Origin of the sequence: Pseudomonas sp. T8, assembly GCF_024610635.1 — a bacterium.
GTDB lineage: Bacteria > Pseudomonadota > Gammaproteobacteria > Pseudomonadales > Pseudomonadaceae > Aquipseudomonas > Aquipseudomonas chlororaphis_I.
Map to the genome: position 1 here is coordinate 3,616,504 of NZ_CP102374.1, position 17,522 is coordinate 3,634,025.

Annotated in this window: 16 protein-coding genes; 5 read left to right on the forward strand and 11 right to left on the reverse strand. The window is 63.5% G+C overall.

Translation table 11 applies throughout. The features are described from left to right. Window positions 1–26: 26 nt before the first annotated feature. The 7 genes from NRG23_RS16260 to NRG23_RS16290 form a co-directional block, all read right to left on the reverse strand. Complete coding sequence (locus NRG23_RS16260) at window positions 27–746, reverse strand: ABC transporter ATP-binding protein (RefSeq protein ID WP_009046717.1); 720 nt, start codon at window positions 744–746, stop codon at window positions 27–29. Next, window positions 743–1,618, reverse strand: a complete 876-nt coding sequence (locus NRG23_RS16265) for an ABC transporter ATP-binding protein (protein ID WP_009046716.1) — start codon at window positions 1,616–1,618, stop codon at window positions 743–745. The genes NRG23_RS16260 and NRG23_RS16265 overlap by 4 nt, the downstream gene beginning before the upstream one ends. Beyond that, window positions 1,615–2,910, reverse strand: coding sequence for a high-affinity branched-chain amino acid ABC transporter permease LivM (livM, locus tag NRG23_RS16270; protein ID WP_009046715.1), 1,296 nt, complete (start codon window positions 2,908–2,910; stop codon window positions 1,615–1,617). Before livM ends, NRG23_RS16265 begins: the two co-directional genes overlap by 4 nt. Before the next feature lie 2 nt (window positions 2,911–2,912). Next, window positions 2,913–3,827 (reverse strand): branched-chain amino acid ABC transporter permease, encoded by a 915-nt coding sequence (locus NRG23_RS16275; protein WP_009046714.1) that lies wholly within the window; start codon window positions 3,825–3,827, stop codon window positions 2,913–2,915. Window positions 3,828–4,006: 179 nt separating this feature from the next. Beyond that, window positions 4,007–5,143: a branched-chain amino acid ABC transporter substrate-binding protein gene (locus NRG23_RS16280; protein WP_009046713.1), complete on the reverse strand. Its 1,137-nt coding sequence runs from the start codon at window positions 5,141–5,143 to the stop codon at window positions 4,007–4,009. Window positions 5,144–5,505: 362 nt separating this feature from the next. Next, entirely contained in the window at window positions 5,506–6,789 is a 1,284-nt protein-coding gene (locus NRG23_RS16285) for an FAD-binding oxidoreductase (RefSeq protein WP_028683727.1), read from the reverse strand. A gap of 87 nt (window positions 6,790–6,876) precedes the next feature. Further along, entirely contained in the window at window positions 6,877–8,367 is a 1,491-nt protein-coding gene (locus NRG23_RS16290) for an aldehyde dehydrogenase family protein (protein ID WP_306674792.1), read from the reverse strand. A 163-nt stretch (window positions 8,368–8,530) separates the two neighbouring features. Between NRG23_RS16290 and NRG23_RS16295 the strand changes: the two genes are divergently transcribed. The 3 genes from NRG23_RS16295 (at window position 8,531) to nadE (ending at window position 11,700) form a co-directional block, all read left to right on the forward strand. Continuing rightward, a complete protein-coding gene (locus tag NRG23_RS16295) occupies window positions 8,531–9,436 on the forward strand; it encodes a LysR family transcriptional regulator (protein ID WP_009046710.1) in 906 nt (301 codons plus the stop codon). 206 nt (window positions 9,437–9,642) lie between these two features. After that, on the forward strand, window positions 9,643–10,869 hold the full coding sequence (pncB, locus tag NRG23_RS16300; RefSeq protein ID WP_009046709.1) for a nicotinate phosphoribosyltransferase: 1,227 nt from the start codon (window positions 9,643–9,645) through the stop codon (window positions 10,867–10,869). A 3-nt stretch (window positions 10,870–10,872) separates the two neighbouring features. After that, on the forward strand, window positions 10,873–11,700 hold the full coding sequence (gene nadE / locus NRG23_RS16305) for an ammonia-dependent NAD(+) synthetase (protein WP_016704116.1): 828 nt from the start codon (window positions 10,873–10,875) through the stop codon (window positions 11,698–11,700). Window positions 11,701–11,890: 190 nt separating this feature from the next. Here nadE and azu read toward each other — a convergent pair whose 3' ends face one another. Then, the gene (gene azu, locus NRG23_RS16310; RefSeq protein ID WP_009046707.1) at window positions 11,891–12,337 is read right to left on the reverse strand and encodes an azurin; all 447 of its coding nucleotides are present in this window, start codon (window positions 12,335–12,337) and stop codon (window positions 11,891–11,893) included. A 349-nt stretch (window positions 12,338–12,686) separates the two neighbouring features. Here azu and NRG23_RS16315 point away from each other — a divergent pair, with 349 nt between their 5' ends. Both NRG23_RS16315 and NRG23_RS16320 read left to right on the forward strand, forming a co-directional pair. Further along, window positions 12,687–13,274 (forward strand): TIGR00730 family Rossman fold protein, encoded by a 588-nt coding sequence (locus NRG23_RS16315; protein ID WP_009046706.1) that lies wholly within the window; start codon window positions 12,687–12,689, stop codon window positions 13,272–13,274. Window positions 13,275–13,342: 68 nt separating this feature from the next. Then, window positions 13,343–13,528 carry a hypothetical protein gene (locus NRG23_RS16320; protein ID WP_009046705.1) on the forward strand — a complete coding sequence of 62 codons (186 nt, stop codon included), beginning with the start codon at window positions 13,343–13,345 and terminating at the stop codon, window positions 13,526–13,528. Window positions 13,529–13,552: 24 nt separating this feature from the next. On the opposite strand, the gene NRG23_RS16325 is transcribed toward NRG23_RS16320, so the two are convergent. The 3 genes from NRG23_RS16325 to NRG23_RS16335 all read right to left on the reverse strand — a co-directional run bounded on the left by NRG23_RS16325 (window position 13,553) and on the right by NRG23_RS16335 (window position 17,481). Continuing rightward, window positions 13,553–13,972 carry an NUDIX domain-containing protein gene (locus NRG23_RS16325; RefSeq protein ID WP_053268103.1) on the reverse strand — a complete coding sequence of 140 codons (420 nt, stop codon included), beginning with the start codon at window positions 13,970–13,972 and terminating at the stop codon, window positions 13,553–13,555. Window positions 13,973–14,089: 117 nt separating this feature from the next. Next, on the reverse strand, window positions 14,090–14,995 hold the full coding sequence (locus NRG23_RS16330) for a transglutaminase family protein (RefSeq protein WP_038630470.1): 906 nt from the start codon (window positions 14,993–14,995) through the stop codon (window positions 14,090–14,092). Further along, window positions 14,995–17,481 (reverse strand): circularly permuted type 2 ATP-grasp protein, encoded by a 2,487-nt coding sequence (locus NRG23_RS16335; RefSeq protein WP_028683730.1) that lies wholly within the window; start codon window positions 17,479–17,481, stop codon window positions 14,995–14,997. The genes NRG23_RS16330 and NRG23_RS16335 overlap by 1 nt, the downstream gene beginning before the upstream one ends. Window positions 17,482–17,522 lie beyond the last annotated feature (41 nt).

A 17,522-nucleotide genomic window follows, 5' to 3' on the forward strand; every position in this document is an offset into this window, starting at 1 on the left:
GCAGGTCTTATCCACAGTACGCAGGCTCAGTGCCCGCCCAGATACGCGTTACGCACCTCCTCGTTGACCAGCAGTTCCTTGCCGGTACCGCTCAGGCGGATCTCGCCGTTGACCATCACATAGGCCCGGTCCGACAGCTTCAGCGCGTGGTTGGCGTTCTGCTCGACCAGGAAGATGGTCATGCCGGTGGAGGCCAGCTCGCGCAGGGTGGCGAAGATCTGCTTCACCACGATCGGCGCCAGCCCCAGGCTCGGTTCGTCCAGCAACAGCAGCTTGGGACGGCTCATCAGCGCGCGGGCGATGGCGAGCATCTGCTGCTCGCCGCCGGACATGGTCATGGCCCGCTGGGTCCGACGTTCCTTGAGCCGCGGGAACAGTTCGAACATGCGCTGCATGTCTTCGGTGGCGTACTTGTCGCCGATGGGGATGGTGCCCATCAGCAGGTTCTCTTCCACCGTCATGTCCGGAAACACCCGGCGCCCTTCCGGCGACTGGGCGATGCCGTTGGAGGCGATGTAGTGCGAGGACTTGTGGGTGATGTCCACACCGCGATAGATGATCTGCCCGGACTCGGCCCGCGGCTGGCCGAAAATCGACATCAGCAGCGTGGACTTGCCGGCACCGTTGGAGCCGATCAGGCTCACGGTTTCACCTTCGTTGATGTGCAGCGAGACTTTCTTCAGGGCCTGGATCGGCCCGTAGTACACGTCCAGGTCCTTGAGTTCGAGGATAGGTGCAGTCGTCATACCAGCTCCTCTTCGTCCGCACCCAGGTAGGCGGCAATCACTTTCGGGTCGTTGCGGATCGCTTCGGGCCCGCCCTCGGCGATCACGTTGCCGTGGTCGAGCACCACGATATGGTCGGAAATACTCATCACCATGCCCATGTCATGTTCAATCAGCACCACGGTCAGGTCGTGCTCGTCGCGCAGCAGCCGGATCATCGCGCTGAGCGCTTCGGTTTCCTGGGGGTTGAGGCCGGCGGCCGGTTCGTCGAGGCAGATGATCTGCGGCCGGGTGCACATGGCGCGGGCGATTTCCAGGCGGCGTTGCTGGCCGTAGGACAACTCACCGGCCAGGCGGTTGGCGCAGTCCACCAGGTCCACCACTTCCAGCCAGTAGAAGGCGTGGTCCAGGGCATCGCTTTCGGCCTTCTGGTAACTCTTGGTATTGAGGATGCCGGACAGCAGGTTGCGGTTGACCCACATGTGCTGGGCCACCAGCAGGTTCTCCAGCACCGACATTTCCCTGAACAGGCGAATGTTCTGGAAGGTCCGTGCCAGGCCCGCCCGGTTCACCAGGTGGGTACCGCCGAACATCTTGTAGAACAGCCGGCTGGCAAAGCGCTTGGGCGACACGAAGTCGGTCACCCGGAACGGCTCGCCCAGCAGCTTGATGACATTGGTCGGCGTGCCCCGGGTATTCAGGGCGATATGCCCGCCCGTGGCCTTGTAGAAACCGGTCAGGCAGTTGAACACCGTGGTCTTGCCGGCACCGTTGGGGCCGATCAGGGCAAAGATGGAGTTGCGCTTGACCTCCAGGCTGACGTCGCTCAGGGCCTTGATGCCACCGAAGTGCATCATCAGGTTCTCGACCTTCAGGATCACTTCATCGCTCATGATGCGCTCCTCTCGGTCAAGGCACCCTTGCGCGGGGTCACGCCGGTGCGGCTGATACGAATCAGGCCCCGGGGTCGCCAGATCATCATCAACACCATGAGGATGCCGAACAGCAGCACCCGGTACTCGGAGAAACTGCGCAGCAGCTCCGGCGCCACGGTTAGCACGAACGCCGCGATCACCACGCCGACGGTCGAACCCATGCCGCCCAGGACCACGATGGCCAGGATCAGCGCCGACTCGAAGAAGGTGAAGGACGAGGGGTTCACGAAGCCCTGGTAGCTGGCGAAGAACACCCCGGCCAGACCAGCAGTCGAGGCGCCGATGGTGAAGGCCGAGAGTTTCACCAGCACATGGTTCAGGCCCATGGCGCGGCAGGCGATCTCGTCTTCGCGCAGCGCTTCCCAGGCCCGGCCGACCGGCATGCGGGTCAGCCGGTGCTTGATGTAGAGCACCAGCAGCACCACGATGAACAGCACGATGTAGATGAACAGGAACTTCAGGTTGGGGTTGTATTCCAGGCCGAAGAACTCGTGGAACGGCACCCCGCCATCCTTCGCCCGCCGTCCGAACTCCAGGCCGAAGATGGTCGGCGACGGCACCGGCATGCCGTTCGGGCCGCCGGTGAAGGACAGCCAGTTGTTGAGGATCAGGCGGATGATCTCGCCGAAGCCCAGGGTCACGATGGCCAGGTAGTCACCGTGCATGCGCAACACCGGGAAGCCGAGTATGCACCCCGCCAGCGCCGCGGCGAGGGCGGCCAGGGGCAGCACGGTCCAGAAGCCCAGGCCCAGGTACTGGTAACCCAGCGCCAGTCCGTAGGCACCGATGGCGTAGAACGCCACGTACCCCAGGTCGAGCAGCCCGGCCAGGCCAACCACGATGTTCAGCCCCAGGCCCAGCAGCACGTAGATCAGGCCGAGGATGACCACGGTCAGCAGGTACTTGTTGGCGAAGAATGGGAAGACGATGGCGATCACGATCAGCGCCGGGATGATCCAGCGCAGCCGCGACTTGTAGTCCGGCGCCCGCACATGCACACCGGAGCTGCTGCTTTCGAAACCCTGGAGGATCCTCAGGCCCTTGGGCGTCTGCAGGAACAGGCTCAAGGCAAAGCGGCCGATCATCACGATCGCCACCAGCCAGCCGACGCGGGCCGGTTGCAGGTTGAAGCTGTAGCCCTCGAGTACCACACCCACGATAGGACCGAACACGATCAGCGAGATCAGCCCGGCCAGCACGGCGTCGATGACGCTCTTTTTGATATCAATCGGTTTATTGGCAGCAGACATACTTATACCTTCGCCACGAGTGGGCGACCCAGCAGGCCTTGGGGACGGAAGATCAGAATCAGCACCAGCAGCGAGAAACTGAACACGTCTTTGTAGTCGGAGTTGATCAGACCGGAGAACAGCGACTCGGAGATCCCGAGGATGATCCCGCCGAGCATCGCGCCCGGCAGCGACCCGATACCGCCGAGGACCGCCGCGGTGAACGCCTTGATGCCGATGACGAAGCCGGCATAGAAGTCGAACGTGCCGTAGTTCATGGTGATCAGTACACCCGCCAGCGCAGCCATGGCCGCGCCGATGATGAACACGTAGGAAATCACCCGGTCGGTGTTGATCCCGAGGATCGAGGCCATCTTGCGGTCTTGCTGGGTGGCGCGGCACATGCGGCCGAGCTTGGTGTACTTGATGATGTAGGTGAGCAACGCCATGCCGGCGAATGCCGCCACCAGGATGAAGATCTTGGTGTAGGTGAGCTGGACGAAACCGGTGCCGATCTCGACCTTCCAGGCGCCGGCCAGCAGCGTCGGTACACCTTGTTGCTTGGCGCCCTGGCTGATCTGCGCGTAGTTCTGCAGGATCAGCGAAATCCCGATGGCGCTGATCAGCGGCGCCAGGCGGGTGGAGTTGCGCAGGGGTTTGTAGGCGACGCGCTCGATGACCCAGCCGTAGATCCCCGTCACGACGACGGTGAAGACCAGGGTACCGAGAATGAGCAGCGGGAAGGATTCGATGCCGAAGTAGGCCAGCAGAGCCAGACTGATTGCCGCGAGGTAAGCGGAAATCATGTAAACCTCGCCGTGGGCGAAGTTGATCATGCCAATGATGCCATAGACCATTGTGTAGCCGATGGCGATCAGACCATAGACAGACCCGAGGGTCAGTCCATTGATCAGTTGCTGCAGGAAAATACCATCCATAACGCAATCTCACGCATTTGAGAGACTGCACACAGCGGATACGACGGCCTGGGGTTCAACCACCCGCGCAACACGACAGTTGTGCAGCTCTACGAGAAAAGACAGGTACTGCACGGACACGCATGCGGCAGGCCTGCGCCCTCCCCTGGAGGATGAGCCGGCCTGCCCGGACGCTCATGTCACTTCTGTTTTTCCAGCTGGTGGTATTTGCCGTCCTTGTCCCACTGGTAAACCACGTAGTCGGAGACTTTCAGGTCGCCCTTGGCGTCCCAGGTCTTCTCGCCCATCACGGTTTTCACCGGGTTGGCCTTGAGCCACTTGGCGGCGTCTTCGCCCTTGTTGGATTTGGCGCCGTTGAAGCCGGCAGCCAGGGCCTGGACCGACGCGTAGGCATACAGGGTGTAGCCTTCAGGCTCGGTGCCGGCCTTGCGGAAAGCGTCGACCACAGTCTTGCTGTCCGGCAGCAGGCGTGGGTCGGCGCCGAAGGTCATGTACACACCGTCGACGTACTGCGGGCCGCCAGCGGTGGTCACCAGTTCGTCGGTGACGATACCGTCGTCGGACATGAACTTGACGTCTTTCAGGCCCTGCTCGCGCAGCTGGCGGACCAGCGGGCCGGCTTCCGGATGCAGGCCGCCGAAGTAGACGACATCGGCACCGGCGGCGCGGATCTTGGTGACCACGGCGCTGAAGTCTTTTTCGCCACGGGTCAGGCCTTCGTACAGCACCGGCGTCACGCCGCGCTTGCTCAGCTGTGCCTTGGTGGCGTCCGCCAGGCCCTGGCCGTAGGTGTCCTTGTCGTGCAGCACCACGACTTTCTTGCCCTTGAGCACGTCGACGATGTAGTCGCCGGCGACGATGCCCTGCTGGTCGTCACGCCCGCACATGCGGAACATGGCGGAGAGGCCACGCTCGGTGACCTGCGGGTTGGTGGAGCCCGGGGTGATGGCGATCACGCCAGCTTCGTCGTACACCTCGGAAGCGGGAATGGTGTTGGAGGAGCAGAAGTGCCCGACCACGCCGATCACCTTGTCCTGGTCGACCAGGCGGTTGGCTACGGCCACAGCCTGTTTCGGTTCGCAGGCATCGTCGCCCTTGACCAGGACGATCTTCTCGCCGTTGACGCCGCCCTTGGCGTTGATTTCGTCAGCCGCTGCCTGTGCACCCTTCATGTACTGCTCGCCAAATGCCGCGTTGGCGCCTGTCATGGGACCCGCTACGCCGATCTTGAGGTCGGCCTGAGCAAACGCAGAAACGCCCAACGCAGCTGCCACTGCGAGGGCCAGAAAGCCTTTCTTGTAAAACGTCTGGGACATGAGGTGGTGCTCCAAGGTTTTTTTAGTTGGCACTGCGACTTCACCGAATGCTCAGAGCAAGGGCCGTGCCATTGGTTTTTTATTCTGAAAAAAGTCGCTCTTTTATTGTTATTTCGACTGTTTCGAGCCCTTTTTTATTGGGCGTGCAACCGTCTAAACCGCGGAAGGTAAAACCCTACAAAACATCAGGCGCAACCCGCCTGCGCCATCATTGCAACCGCGGCGCAAATCAACGTGCAACCAGCCTGTAACAGCCTGCGTAACCGAACTGCACACTACTGGTGCAGGACTGCTACGCCCCGCACCACTACAGGCTAGTCGCTGCGCCGAAAAGCGCCGCACCGTGCAACATATTTCCTCTGTCAGATAACGATGCGCAGGCACTGGCCCGCGTGATACAGCGAGAACCCGGCCTCGTACAGGCAACTGCGCAAGCCCACGCCGGCCAGGGGCTGCATCGGGGCGAAGGGAATCGGCAAGGCCTGAGGATTTCCGTTACACAGGTAATCGGCGAACGCCTTGCCAACCACGGTGCCGGTGGTCACGCCCCGGCCGTTGTAGCCGGTGACGGCCACCAGGCCGGGCGCCGGCTCGAACAGGCGCATCAGGTGATCGGGGGTAAAGGCGATGCAACCGGTCCAGGTGCACTCCCATTCCACCGTTTTCAGATAGGGAAAATAATGCTGCTGCACCCGGTCGGCCCAGGCCTTGAGGAACCAGGCCGGCTTCTGGTTGCCATTGCCCAGGCTGCCCAGCAGCAGGCGACCGTCGGCGTCCCGGCGAATGCTGCTGAGCACCTGGCGGGTGTCCCAGGAGCCCTGGCCACCCGGCAGGATCCGCTGCGCGGCGTCCTCGGTCAGCGGCCTGGAGGCGACCTGATAGTAGTAACCGGGGAAAAAATTGCGCCGCAACTCGGTCCAGTCGCCCTCGGTGTAGGCATTGGAGGCAATCACCACTTGCTCGGCCAGCACCGAGCCCTGCGCGGTCTGCACCGACCAGCGCCGGCCCTGGCGTTCGAGACGGGTGACGGGCGAGTGGTCGAACAGCTGGCCCCCCAGGTCGACCGTGGCCTTGGCCAGGCCACTGACATAGGCCATCGGATTGACCGTGCCGGCCCGGCGATCGAGCAAGGCGGCGGCGATCTTCCGGGTGCCGGTGGCGGTTTCACAGGCCGCCCCGGTCAACAGCTCGACCGGCGCGCCCCGGCGCTTCCACTGGGCTTCCCGGCTGCGCAGGTCGGCCTCGCCCCGGGCGTTGTGCGCCATGTGCAAGGTGCCTTCGCGGCGCAGCTGGCAATCGATGCGGTATTTGTCGATCAAGCTGAACACCAGGGCCGGCGCCGCCCCCAGCATGCGGTTGAGCTGGCTGCCGACCGCCTCGCCGAAACCGGCTTCGATCTCGTCCGGTGGGATCCACATCCCCGCGTTCACCAGCCCCACGTTGCGCCCCGAACCACCGTGACCGGTGCGATGGGCTTCCAGTACACAGACTCTCTTGCCCTGCTCCAGCAGGTGCACGGCGGCCGACAGGCCGGTAAAGCCCGCGCCGATCACGCAGACATCCACCGTGACCTCGCCCTTGAGCGGGGCATTGTCAGGCCTTTGCGGCGTCAGTTTTTCCCACAGGCATTCTTCGCGTAACGACATAGGAGCTCCTTGCGGAGCAGCAGTCAGCTACAAGCGTCAAGCTGCAAGCAACCTCACTTGCAGCTTGACGCTTGTAGCTTGCCGCTGCTACTCAAAACTGATGCCTTGGGCCAATGGCAACTCCAGCGAGTAGTTCACGGTGTTGGTCTGCCGGCGCATATAGGCGCGCCAGGCATCGGAACCGGATTCGCGGCCACCGCCGGTTTCCTTCTCGCCACCGAAGGCGCCGCCGATTTCCGCGCCGCTGGGGCCGATGTTGACGTTGGCGATGCCGCAGTCGCTGCCCACCGCCGACATGAACTGCTCGGCCTCACGCACATCGGTGGTGAAGATGCAGGACGACAGGCCTTGCGGCACGGCATTGTTCAGGCGCAGCGCTTCGGCGAAATCGGTGTAGCCCACCACGTAGAGAATCGGCGCGAAGGTCTCGCTGCACACCACGTCGCTCTGCTCCGGCATCTCGACGATCGCCGGCGACACGTAATAAGCGTTGGGGAACTGGTCTTCCAGCTGGCGCTTGCCGCCGAACACCCGGCCGCCCTCGCTCAGGGCCTGCTCCAGCGCATCCTGCATGTTGTCGAAGCTGTGCTTGTCGATCAGCGGGCCGACCAGGTTGCCTTGCAGCGGATGGCCGATGCGCACCTTGGAATAGGCGGCCTTGAGGCGGGTGACGATTTCTTCCTTCACCGATTCATGGGCAATCAGCCGGCGCAATGTCGTGCAGCGCTGACCGGCGGTACCGACGGCGCTGAACAGGATCGCACGCACGGCCATGTCCAGATCGGCGCTCGGCCCCAGGATCATCGCGTTGTTGCCGCCCAGTTCGAGGATGCTGCGGGCGAAACGCGCGGCGACTTTCGGCGCCACTTCGCGGCCCATGCGGGTGCTGCCGGTGGCACTGATCAGGGCCACGCGCGGGTCGTCCACCAGCGCTTCGCCGGCGTCGCGCCCACCGATGATCACCTGGCTCAGGTATTCGGGGGCATCGCTGAAGTTCTTCAGCACGCGCTCGAACAACGCCTGGCAGGCCAGGGCGGTCAGCGGGGTCTTTTCCGAGGGTTTCCAGATCACCGGGTTGCCGCAGACCAGCGCCAGGGTGGTGTTCCAGGCCCAGACCGCGACCGGGAAGTTGAACGCGCTGATCACCCCGACGATGCCCAGCGGGTGCCAGGTTTCGCGCATGTGATGGCCTGGGCGCTCGGAGGCGATGGTCAGGCCGTACAGCTGGCGCGACAGGCCGACCGCGAAGTCGCAGATGTCGATCATTTCCTGCACTTCGCCCAGGCCTTCCTGGGTGATCTTGCCGGCTTCCCAGGACACCAGCTCACCAAGGTCGGCCTTGTATTCGCGCAGCACTTCGCCGAACTGGCGCACCAGCTCGCCGCGACGCGGTGCCGGCACCTTGCGCCACAGCTCGAATGCATGCTCCGCGCGACTGACCTGCTGTTCCACCTCGGCCGCGCCCTGCCAGTTCACGGAGGCGATGCGGCTGCCGTCGATCGGCGAATGCACGGGCTGCTTGCCCGATTGATACAGGGCCGGGTTCACACCAAGACGATCAAGCAATGCGGCAACCATGGGTCACTCCTTACAGATGGAAAGCAAAAAATCGCAGCCGCTGACACGGCTATTCAGATCTGTAGTTGTAGCCGGCCCGAGACTTGCCAACAAACGACGATTAGGCGAGATATCATTCCGTTTATTCATGCTGCGCAGCCGAGACAAGAACAAGGAACCCTCGATGCTGAACAAACGCTACCTGCCCTCGATCACCGCCCTGCAGTGTTTCGAGGCCGTCACCCGGCACCTGAGCTTCACCCGCGCCGCCGAGGAACTGAACCTGACCCAGAGCGCGGTCAGCAAGCAGGTCGCGCAGCTGGAAGAACTCCTGCAGCACCTGCTGTTTCGCCGGGTACGCCGGCGCCTGCAACTGACCCCGGCCGGCGATCTGTACCTGGTGGAGGTGCGCAAGATCCTCTCGCAGATCGAGATGTCGACCCATTACCTGCGTTCCTACGGTGGCGAAACCGAAGTCCTGCGGGTGTCCACCCCGTCGACCTTCGGCGCGCGCTGGCTGGTGCCGCGTCTCAAGGGCTGGCGCCTGCGCCATCCGCAGATCCACCTGGACCTGTGCAACGAACAGGAAGCCGACGACCTGCTGCAAGGCCGCAGCGACATGGCGTTCTATTTCGGCCAGGGCTCGCGCCCCGGCACCGAGTGCCTGAAGCTGTTCGGCGAAGAGCTGGTGGCGGTCTGCGCGCCCGGCAGCCTGCCGGACAAGCCCTTCACCGACCCGACGCAACTGGCCGAACTGGTGCTGCTGCAACTGGCCTCGCGGCCGCAGGCCTGGCATGACTGGTTCGACAGCCAGGGTTACCACACCGAGCACAGCTATCATGGTCCGCGCTTCGAAACCTTCTACATGTGCATCCGGGCCGCCCAGGTCGGCTGCGGCGTCGCCCTGCTGCCGCGGTTCCTGGTGGAGGAAGAGCTGGCCGAGGGCAAACTGGTGCTGGCCTGGGACTACGCGATGCCCAGCCACGATGCCTACTACCTGGCCTACCCTGAACATGCGGCCGAAGTGCCCAAGGTACGGGAGTTCGTACGCTGGATGCTGGAGCAGATCGACAGCCCGACGCCGGCCTGAGAACGCCATCGCGAGCAAGCTCGCTCCTACATGAACAGCGCAGCACCTGTAGGAGCGAGCTTGCTCGCGATAAGGCCGGCAGCCCTGACAATGCCTTCAAGCAAAAAACGCTGGCAAAACCCACAACGGATATGCGCCACTACTGCCTTCATTGAACAAGCTGGAAAGCCACGTCCTTCATCGTGGCCAGCATGGAGATTCCCGTTATGAGCGAGAGTGTGTTTGCCGATCGCATCGTGCAGAACCTGCTCGACACCGACTTCTACAAACTAACCATGATGCAGGCGGTGCTGCACAACTACCCCAATGTGGAAGTCGAATGGGAATTCCGCTGCCGCAACAGCGAGGACCTGCGCCCTTATCTGGCGGAGATCCGCTATCAGTTCGAGCGCCTGGCCGACCTGAGCCTGAGCGCCGACCAGTTGAGCTTTCTGGAGCGCATCAGCTTCCTGAAACCGGACTTCCTGCGCTTTCTCGGGCTGTTCCGCTTCAACCTGCGCTATGTGCATACCGGTATCGAGAACGGCGAGCTGTTCATCCGCCTGCGTGGGCCCTGGCTGCACGTGATCCTGTTCGAAGTGCCGATGCTGGCGATCGTCAGCGAGGTGCGTAACCGCTATCGCTACCGCGAAGTCGTCCTGGAACAGGCCCGCGAACAGTTGTATCGCAAGTTCGACTGGCTGAGCGCCAACGCCAGCGCCGACGAATTGTCGCACCTGCAAGTGGCCGACTTCGGCACCCGTCGGCGCTTCTCGTACCGGGTCCAGGAAGAAGTGGTGAACGTGCTCAAGCACGACTTCCCCGGGCGTTTCGTCGGCACCAGCAACGTGCACCTGTCCCGCGAGCTGGACATGAAACCCCTGGGCACCATGGCCCATGAGTGGATCATGGCCCACCAGCAACTGGGGCCGCGGCTGATCGACAGCCAGATCGCCGCCCTCGACTGCTGGGTCCGCGAATACCGTGGCCTGCTGGGGATCGCCCTGACCGACTGCATCACCACCGACGCCTTCCTCAACGATTTCGATCTGTATTTCGCCAAGCTGTTCGACGGTTTGCGCCACGACTCGGGCGATCCGATCGTCTGGGCGGAAAAGGCTATCGCCCATTACCTGAAACTGGGCATCGAGCCGATGAGCAAGACCCTGGTGTTCTCCGACAGTCTGACGCTGCCCAAGTCCCTGGAGATTTTTCGCGCGCTGCGTGGTCGGATCAATGTCAGCTTCGGTATCGGCACCAACCTGACGTGCGATATTCCCGGTGTCGAGCCGATGAGCATCGTGCTTAAAATGGCCGCCTGCAATGGCCAGCCCGTCGCCAAGATCTCCGACGAAGCGGGCAAGACCCATTGCAAGGATCCCAACTTCGTCGCTTATCTGCGCCACGTTTTCCAAGTACCTGCCGCCCTTTCTGGCACATCAAGCAAGGAGTGAATCATGCAAGCCGTACAGCGTGAGATTGCTGAACAGCTCAAGGTCCAACCCCCTTTCAAGGACCAGGCCGATCTCGAGGCAGAAGTCGCCCGGCGGGTCGCGTTCATCCAGCAATGCCTGCTCAATTCCGGGCTCAAGACCCTGGTACTGGGCATCAGCGGTGGCGTCGACTCCCTGACCGCGGGCCTGCTGGCCCAGCGGGCGGTGCGCGAACTGCGCGCCAGCAGCGGCGACCAGGGCTATCGTTTCATCGCCGTGCGCCTGCCGTACGACGTGCAGTTCGACGAGCACGATGCCCAGGCCTCGGTGGACTTCATCGAACCCGACGAGCGCCACACTGTGAACATCGGGCCGGCGGTCAAGTCCCTGGCCAATGAAGTGGCGGCCTTCGAAGGCCATCAGGCGGTAACCCGGGACTTCGTGCTCGGCAATACCAAGGCGCGCATGCGCATGGTCGCGCAGTACACCATCGCCGGTGCCGCCCACGGCCTGGTGATCGGCACCGACCACGCCGCCGAAGCGGTGATGGGCTTCTTCACCAAGTTCGGCGACGGCGCCTGCGACCTGGCGCCGCTGAGCGGGCTGGTGAAGAACCAGGTGCGCGCCGTTGCCCGGCATTTCGGCGCGCCGGAGTCGCTGGTGGAGAAGATCCCTACCGCCGACCTCGAAGACCTGTCTCCCGGCAAGCCGGATGAAGCCTCCCACGGCGTGACCTACGCCGAGATCGACGCCTTCCTCCACGGCCAGCCGGTACGCGAGGAAGCGTTCAAGATCATCTGCAACACTTACAACAAGACCCATCACAAACGTGTGATGCCGTTCGCGCCTTGAGGTGATGAGGTGACGCAAAAGCCCGCCGCGGGAAATCCTCGGCGGGCTTTTTGTTGTGTGTTGGCCGGGCTGGCGTTATCGCGAGCAAGCTTCGCTCCTGCAAAAGCTTGTGGGAGCCAGGCTTGCCCGCAACCGCCCGCCCACAAAAAAGCGCCCCGAAGGGCGCTTTTTTTCACTCGGAATCAACCGATCACTTCAGCACCACGGCGCCTTTCATCATCGAGTTGTGGCCCGGGAACGAGCAGAAGAACTCGTAGCTTTCGCCCGCGGTCAGCTTCGACACGTCGAAAGTCACCGAGTCTTTTTCGCCAGAGCCGATGATCTTGGTGTGGGCGATGACGCGGCTGTCGCCTGGCTTCAGGTAGTCCTTGTCGATGCCGGCAGCCATGCCGTCGGTCGCGATGCCGGCCATGTCCGCGCTTTTGCTCAGCACCCAGTTATGGCCCATGACGTTCTTCGGCAGGCTGCCGGAATGGGTCAGGTTCACGGTGAAGGTCTTGCAGCTCTTGTCGATGGTGATTTCCTTCGTGTTGAAGGACATCTGGTCGGTAGAGTCGACATCGACCTTGCATTCGGCGGCCATCAGCTGGCTGCTGGCCAGTGTCAACAGGGATACCGCAACGAGTTTGGCAAACATGGTGAATCTCCAAGGCAGGGTTAACAAAATCCATCTGAATCCATGAGGGTGAAGACTGCCTGAATTTTTCACAAGTTCCTATGATTCAAATCAAGAAATTGTATACAACTTTGCGCTATCGGCTTGATCGAGAGAATCAAACAGCCAGCCAACGGCCGCGGATCTATGCTCGGCGCACATCACTATCGGAGTGTCTGCCATGCACCTCAACAGCCTGTTCCGCAGCCTGCTCGCCGCCTACGCCTGTGGCGCCAGCGGCACCTATGAAAGCCCCCGCCGCGAGGATTGACCCTTGGAGCGCGGCCGACCAGCCATTACTCTGTGGCCCTCACCGACCATGGAGTAAGGCATGTCTTTAACGTCTGTATGCGTGTTCTGCGGTGCCAGCACCGGCACCAACCCGGCCTACCGCGAGGCCGCCGAAGCCCTCGGGCGCCATCTGGCCGAACGCAAACTGACCCTGGTCTATGGCGGTGGCGCTGTCGGCCTGATGGGCCTAGTCGCCGACGCGGCCCTGGCGGCCGGAGGTGAAGTCATCGGCATCATTCCCCAGAGCCTCAAGGACAAGGAAATCGGCCATCCGGGCCTGACGCGCCTGGAGGTGGTCGACGGCATGCACGCCCGCAAGGCACGCATGGCCGAGCTGAGCGATGCCTTTATCGCGCTGCCGGGTGGCCTGGGCACCCTGGAAGAGTTGTTCGAGGTCTGGACCTGGGGCCAGCTGGGCTATCACGCCAAGCCCCTGGGGTTGCTGGAAGTGAATGGCTTCTACGAGAAACTCACGGGTTTTCTCGATCACATCGTCGGCGAAGGCTTCGTTCGCGCCCCGCACCGTGACATGCTGCAAGTGAGCGATTCGCCGCGCAAACTGCTGGATGCGCTGGAGGCCTGGCAACCCACGGTCGCCCCCAAATGGGCCGAGCAAAAACCCGATTAACCGCCGGCCCCCGATACAAGGCAGAATACGCGCCGCTCAACCTCACCTTCGACCCCAGAGGATCGCCCATGGCTAAACCCAATTACTCCTTCGCCAAACGTCAGCGAGACCTGGCAAAGGAGCAGAAGAAAGAGGAAAAGCTGCAACGCAAGAAAGCGGCCGCTGAAGAAGCCGGCGCACCGAGCCCGGATACAGAAGACGAAGTGGCCGTCGACGACGCCAATGCAGTAGACGATCAGGCCCCCAAAGCCTGAGACCCGCCAGGCCTGATACTCCTGTCAGGCCCTCGGGATCTGGGGTCGGCTATCCATTACCGACCCTCGGATACCCAACGCTTTGACAATCGAATCGCGATAACCCTGTGGCAAGTTGGCCGGTAGCTGGTCGGCTGCGAACAGACCGATTTCCTTGTGCTCGTGGCTGATGGTCGGCACAAAACCGCCCAGGAGCCGGCAGCGATAGGTCGAGATAAAGACATGCTTGCCGGGGATGACCTCGAACAGGTACGAATCCAGCGGCTCCGCCACCGCCACCTGCACGTCCAGCTCTTCCTCGATCTCCCGCGCCAGGCATTGCGGCGCCGTCTCCCCCAGCTCGATCCGCCCGCCGGGCAGCTCCCACTCGTCACGCTCGTTGAGCATCAGCACCACCAGCCCTTCGGGGGATTGCAGCACGCCCTTGATCGATACCGGGAACATAAAGCGACTCCTGTAAAGCCTATAGCCGCTGCCGCAGGCTGCGCCCGGGCGCGTAGCGGCCGTGTTTTTTTGACCGTTGGAAGGTTCTGCGAACCTTATCGCAGCCTGCGGCAGCGGCTACAGAGAGATCCGTTCATTCAGCGGCATCACCGTCACCCGCACTTCCGGGTCGTGGCTGCCGCCGCCGAGAATCACCCCGCGCAACGGCGAGACGTCGGAAAAGTCCCGGCCCCAGGCCAGGGTGATGTGTTCCAGTGCCGGCTGCACGTTGTTGGTCGGGTCGAAATCGACCCAGCCGAGCACCGGGCAGAACACCGAAACCCAGGCATGGGAGGCGTCCGCGCCGATCAGGCGTGGCTGCCCCGGTGGCGGTTGGGTCAGCAGGTAGCCGCTGACATAACGCGCCGCCAAACCGCGGGAACGCAAACACGCCAGCATCAGGTGGGCGAAGTCCTGGCAGACCCCGCGCCGCCGCTCCAGCACCTCCACCAGCGGCGTCGCCACCTGGGTGGCTTCGGCATCGAAGGTGAACTCGCTGAAGATCTTCTCCATCAACGCCTGTACCCCGAGCAACAACGGGCGCCCGGCAGGGAAACAGCTTTCGGAAAAATCGACGAAGCTCTTCTTCAAGTGCACATAGGGCGACTCGAAGCGGTAACGACACGCCTCCATCAAGGCCGCGGACAACGGCCGGCTGCTGTAGGTCAGCGCACTGCGGGTGGCGTCCCAGGGCAATGAGCGGGTGAAATCCAGCGCAGGCCGGGCCAGCACCTCCACCGTCAGTTGCGCATTGACCAGCAGTTCGTCATGGGGGCGCTCGAACGCCAGCCGGGTCAGCGGGTTGCCGAACACATCCAGCTCGTCGCGGCGGGTGGTGGGGTCGGGGCTGATCAGCAGTTCCTGCTGGCTGCAATGCTGCCAGGCGCAGGCCCGCGGCCACAGGTGCGCCAGCTGCTGGGCCAGGGAAACCGGGCTGTCGTAGTGGTAATGGGTATCGTGGAAGATCTGGTAATGAGCGCTCATCAGACGGACACCGTTTGTTGGCTGACATCGTCGACATGGGCGAAATGCCGCAGCGCCAGGCGGTCGGAGACCTGCCCGCTGGCATCGGCGATTTCCTGCAACAGGTCGGCCAGGCCTTCAAGCGCCGCACGCACGCTGGCTTCGCCGAACAGCGGGTTTTCCAGGCAACCCAGGTCGAAGCGCGACAAGCGCCCCACCAGCTTGGGCAAACCGGCCTCGCGCGGCACACCGAACTCGTCGTTCAAGCGATTGAGGGTCCGGGTCACCAGCTTCAGCTGGAACAGCACCGCGTGGGGGTTCTGCTCATCGAGCAGCAACAGGTCGAGCACCGGGATCAACTGCGCCACCGCCAGGTAGCGGGAACGGTAGGTGATGCTGCTGTTGCCCAGCTCCAGCAGCCACTCCAGCCCGGCCTGGTCGAACGCGGTGGCGCTGCGCAGGAAGGCCGCCAGGCTGCTGCTGAGGAACTGCAGGCGCTCGATACGCCGGCCGATCATCAAAAAACGCCAGCCTTCGTCGCGGGTCATGTCGTCCAGGGCAAAACCCGACAGCGCCGCCAGGGACATCACCAGGCGATTGAGGAAGTCCAGCAATTCGCCGAAGTCCGGCTCCCGGGCCTCCAGCGCCAGAGCTTCGCGCTGCAACTCCACCAGCGCCTGCCAGTTTTCCCGCGAGAGCTTGCCGCGCACCTGGGACGCCGCCCACTGCAGGCGCTGCAGGTTGGAGCGCAGGCTGAAGGCCCAGTCGTCGCCCTGCAGAGCCGCCAACAGCCGCTCGGGCAGTTCCCCCTCGTCCGGCAGCAACATCAGGCTTTCGCCCAGGTCGACCGCCGCCTGCAAGGCCTGCGGGTCATCGCCGTCGATATAACGCGCCAGCATGATCCGCAACAACCGCGCGCTGCCATCGCAACGCTCGCAGTAACGGCCGAACCAGAACAGGTTTTCCACCACCCGCGACGGCAGGTACGGATCGCGCCGCACCAGCTCATGCACGCCGATGGTCCGCTGGCCCTTCCACTGTTCGCCGCTGGGCGCACGCTCGCCCAGCACCCAGGTGTCCTTGCTGGCGCCGCCGCGCTGCATCGATACCACTTCGGCATCGGCCTCGGCGGCCACCCGGGTCAAGCCGCCCGGCAGCACCCGGTAACCGTCGCGGCTGGCCACGGCATACACCCGCATGCCGATGGCCCGCGGTTGCAGTTGGCCGTCCTCGGCCTGCCAGACCGGCGCCTGGGACAGCTGCGCCAGTTCCTGGGCGACATAGGCATAAGGCCGCGCCCGCATGCGCTCGGCCAGGGCCTGGCGCTCTTTCTCGCAGAGGTCGCGGCCGAACAAGGGGGCAAAGCTCTGGGACGGGAACGCCGGCTTGATCAGCAGCTCCGGGAGCTTTTCCAGGGCCTGGGCCAGCACCGGCGCCTCGCCGCACCACCAGGTGGCGACGGACGGCAGAATCAGTTCTTCGCCAAACAGGTGCTCGCTGATCTTCGGCAGGAAACCCAGCAGGCCTGGCGATTCCAGCACGCCGCTGCCCAGGGCATTGGCTACCAGCACCCGGCCCCGCCGCACCGCCTCCAGCAGCCCCGGCACGCCGAGGGCCGAGTCGGTGCGCAGTTCCAGCGGGTCGCAGAAGTCGTCGTCGAGCCGGCGCATGATCGCGTGCACCCGCCGCAGGCCGCTCAGGGTCTTGAGGTAGACCGTGGCGTCGCGCACCGTCAGGTCGCCGCCCTCCACCAGCGGATAACCAAGCTGGCGCGCCAGGTACAGGTGCTCGAAATAGCTTTCGTTGAAACGTCCCGGGGTCAGCAGCACGATCAGTGGCGCTTCGTCGTCCCGGGGCGCCTGGCGGGCCAGGGTTTCCTGCAGGGTGCGGAAGAAGCCGGCCAGGTGCTGTACCTGCAGGTCGCGGTACAGGTCCGGAAAGGCCCGGGACACGATCATGCGGTTTTCCAGGGCGTAGCCGGCACCGGAGGGCGCCTGGGTACGGTCGGCGGTGACCCACCAGCGCCCGTCCGGGGTGCGCGCCAGGTCGACCGCGTACAGGTGCAGGAAAGCGCCGTCCGGCGGCTGGATGCCCTGGCACGGCCAGAGGAAGTTGTTATGACCGAACACCAGTTCGGCCGGCAGCAGGCCTTCGCTGATCAGCCGCTGGGGGCCATACAGGTCGGCCAGTACCGCATTGAGCAAACGCGCCCGCTGGGCGATCCCGGCGGACAGCTGCTGCCATTCATCGGCGGCGATCACATGGGGCAACAGGTCCAGCTCCCACGGCCGGTCGGCGCCCTTGGGATCGGCATAGACGTTGTAGGTGACGCCGTTTTCCTGGATCTGTCGGGTCAGCAGGGCCTGGCGCTGCATCAACTGCGCCGGCGTGCTGCGCTGCAACTGGTCGAACAACCGGCGCCAGTGCGGGCGTACCGCGCCGCTGGCGTCGAGCAGTTCGTGGTAGGTACCCGCCGTCAGCGGGTAGTGGTCAAGCAGGTCAGGCATGGAGAACTCGGCAGACGGCAAGGTAAGTCAGATTAACGCAG

Coding starts and splice junctions, on each gene's coding strand:
- NRG23_RS16260 (WP_009046717.1), bottom strand. CDS start 746: ATGACGACTGCACCTATCCTCGAACTCAAGGACCTGGACGTGTACTAC.
- NRG23_RS16265 (WP_009046716.1), bottom strand. CDS start 1,618: ATGAGCGATGAAGTGATCCTGAAGGTCGAGAACCTGATGATGCACTTC.
- livM (WP_009046715.1), bottom strand. CDS start 2,910: ATGTCTGCTGCCAATAAACCGATTGATATCAAAAAGAGCGTCATCGAC.
- NRG23_RS16275 (WP_009046714.1), bottom strand. CDS start 3,827: ATGGATGGTATTTTCCTGCAGCAACTGATCAATGGACTGACCCTCGGG.
- NRG23_RS16280 (WP_009046713.1), bottom strand. CDS start 5,143: ATGTCCCAGACGTTTTACAAGAAAGGCTTTCTGGCCCTCGCAGTGGCA.
- NRG23_RS16285 (WP_028683727.1), bottom strand. CDS start 6,789: ATGTCGTTACGCGAAGAATGCCTGTGGGAAAAACTGACGCCGCAAAGG.
- NRG23_RS16290 (WP_306674792.1), bottom strand. CDS start 8,367: ATGGTTGCCGCATTGCTTGATCGTCTTGGTGTGAACCCGGCCCTGTAT.
- NRG23_RS16295 (WP_009046710.1), top strand. CDS start 8,531: ATGCTGAACAAACGCTACCTGCCCTCGATCACCGCCCTGCAGTGTTTC.
- pncB (WP_009046709.1), top strand. CDS start 9,643: ATGAGCGAGAGTGTGTTTGCCGATCGCATCGTGCAGAACCTGCTCGAC.
- nadE (WP_016704116.1), top strand. CDS start 10,873: ATGCAAGCCGTACAGCGTGAGATTGCTGAACAGCTCAAGGTCCAACCC.
- azu (WP_009046707.1), bottom strand. CDS start 12,337: ATGTTTGCCAAACTCGTTGCGGTATCCCTGTTGACACTGGCCAGCAGC.
- NRG23_RS16315 (WP_009046706.1), top strand. CDS start 12,687: ATGTCTTTAACGTCTGTATGCGTGTTCTGCGGTGCCAGCACCGGCACC.
- NRG23_RS16320 (WP_009046705.1), top strand. CDS start 13,343: ATGGCTAAACCCAATTACTCCTTCGCCAAACGTCAGCGAGACCTGGCA.
- NRG23_RS16325 (WP_053268103.1), bottom strand. CDS start 13,972: ATGTTCCCGGTATCGATCAAGGGCGTGCTGCAATCCCCCGAAGGGCTG.
- NRG23_RS16330 (WP_038630470.1), bottom strand. CDS start 14,995: ATGAGCGCTCATTACCAGATCTTCCACGATACCCATTACCACTACGAC.
- NRG23_RS16335 (WP_028683730.1), bottom strand. CDS start 17,481: ATGCCTGACCTGCTTGACCACTACCCGCTGACGGCGGGTACCTACCAC.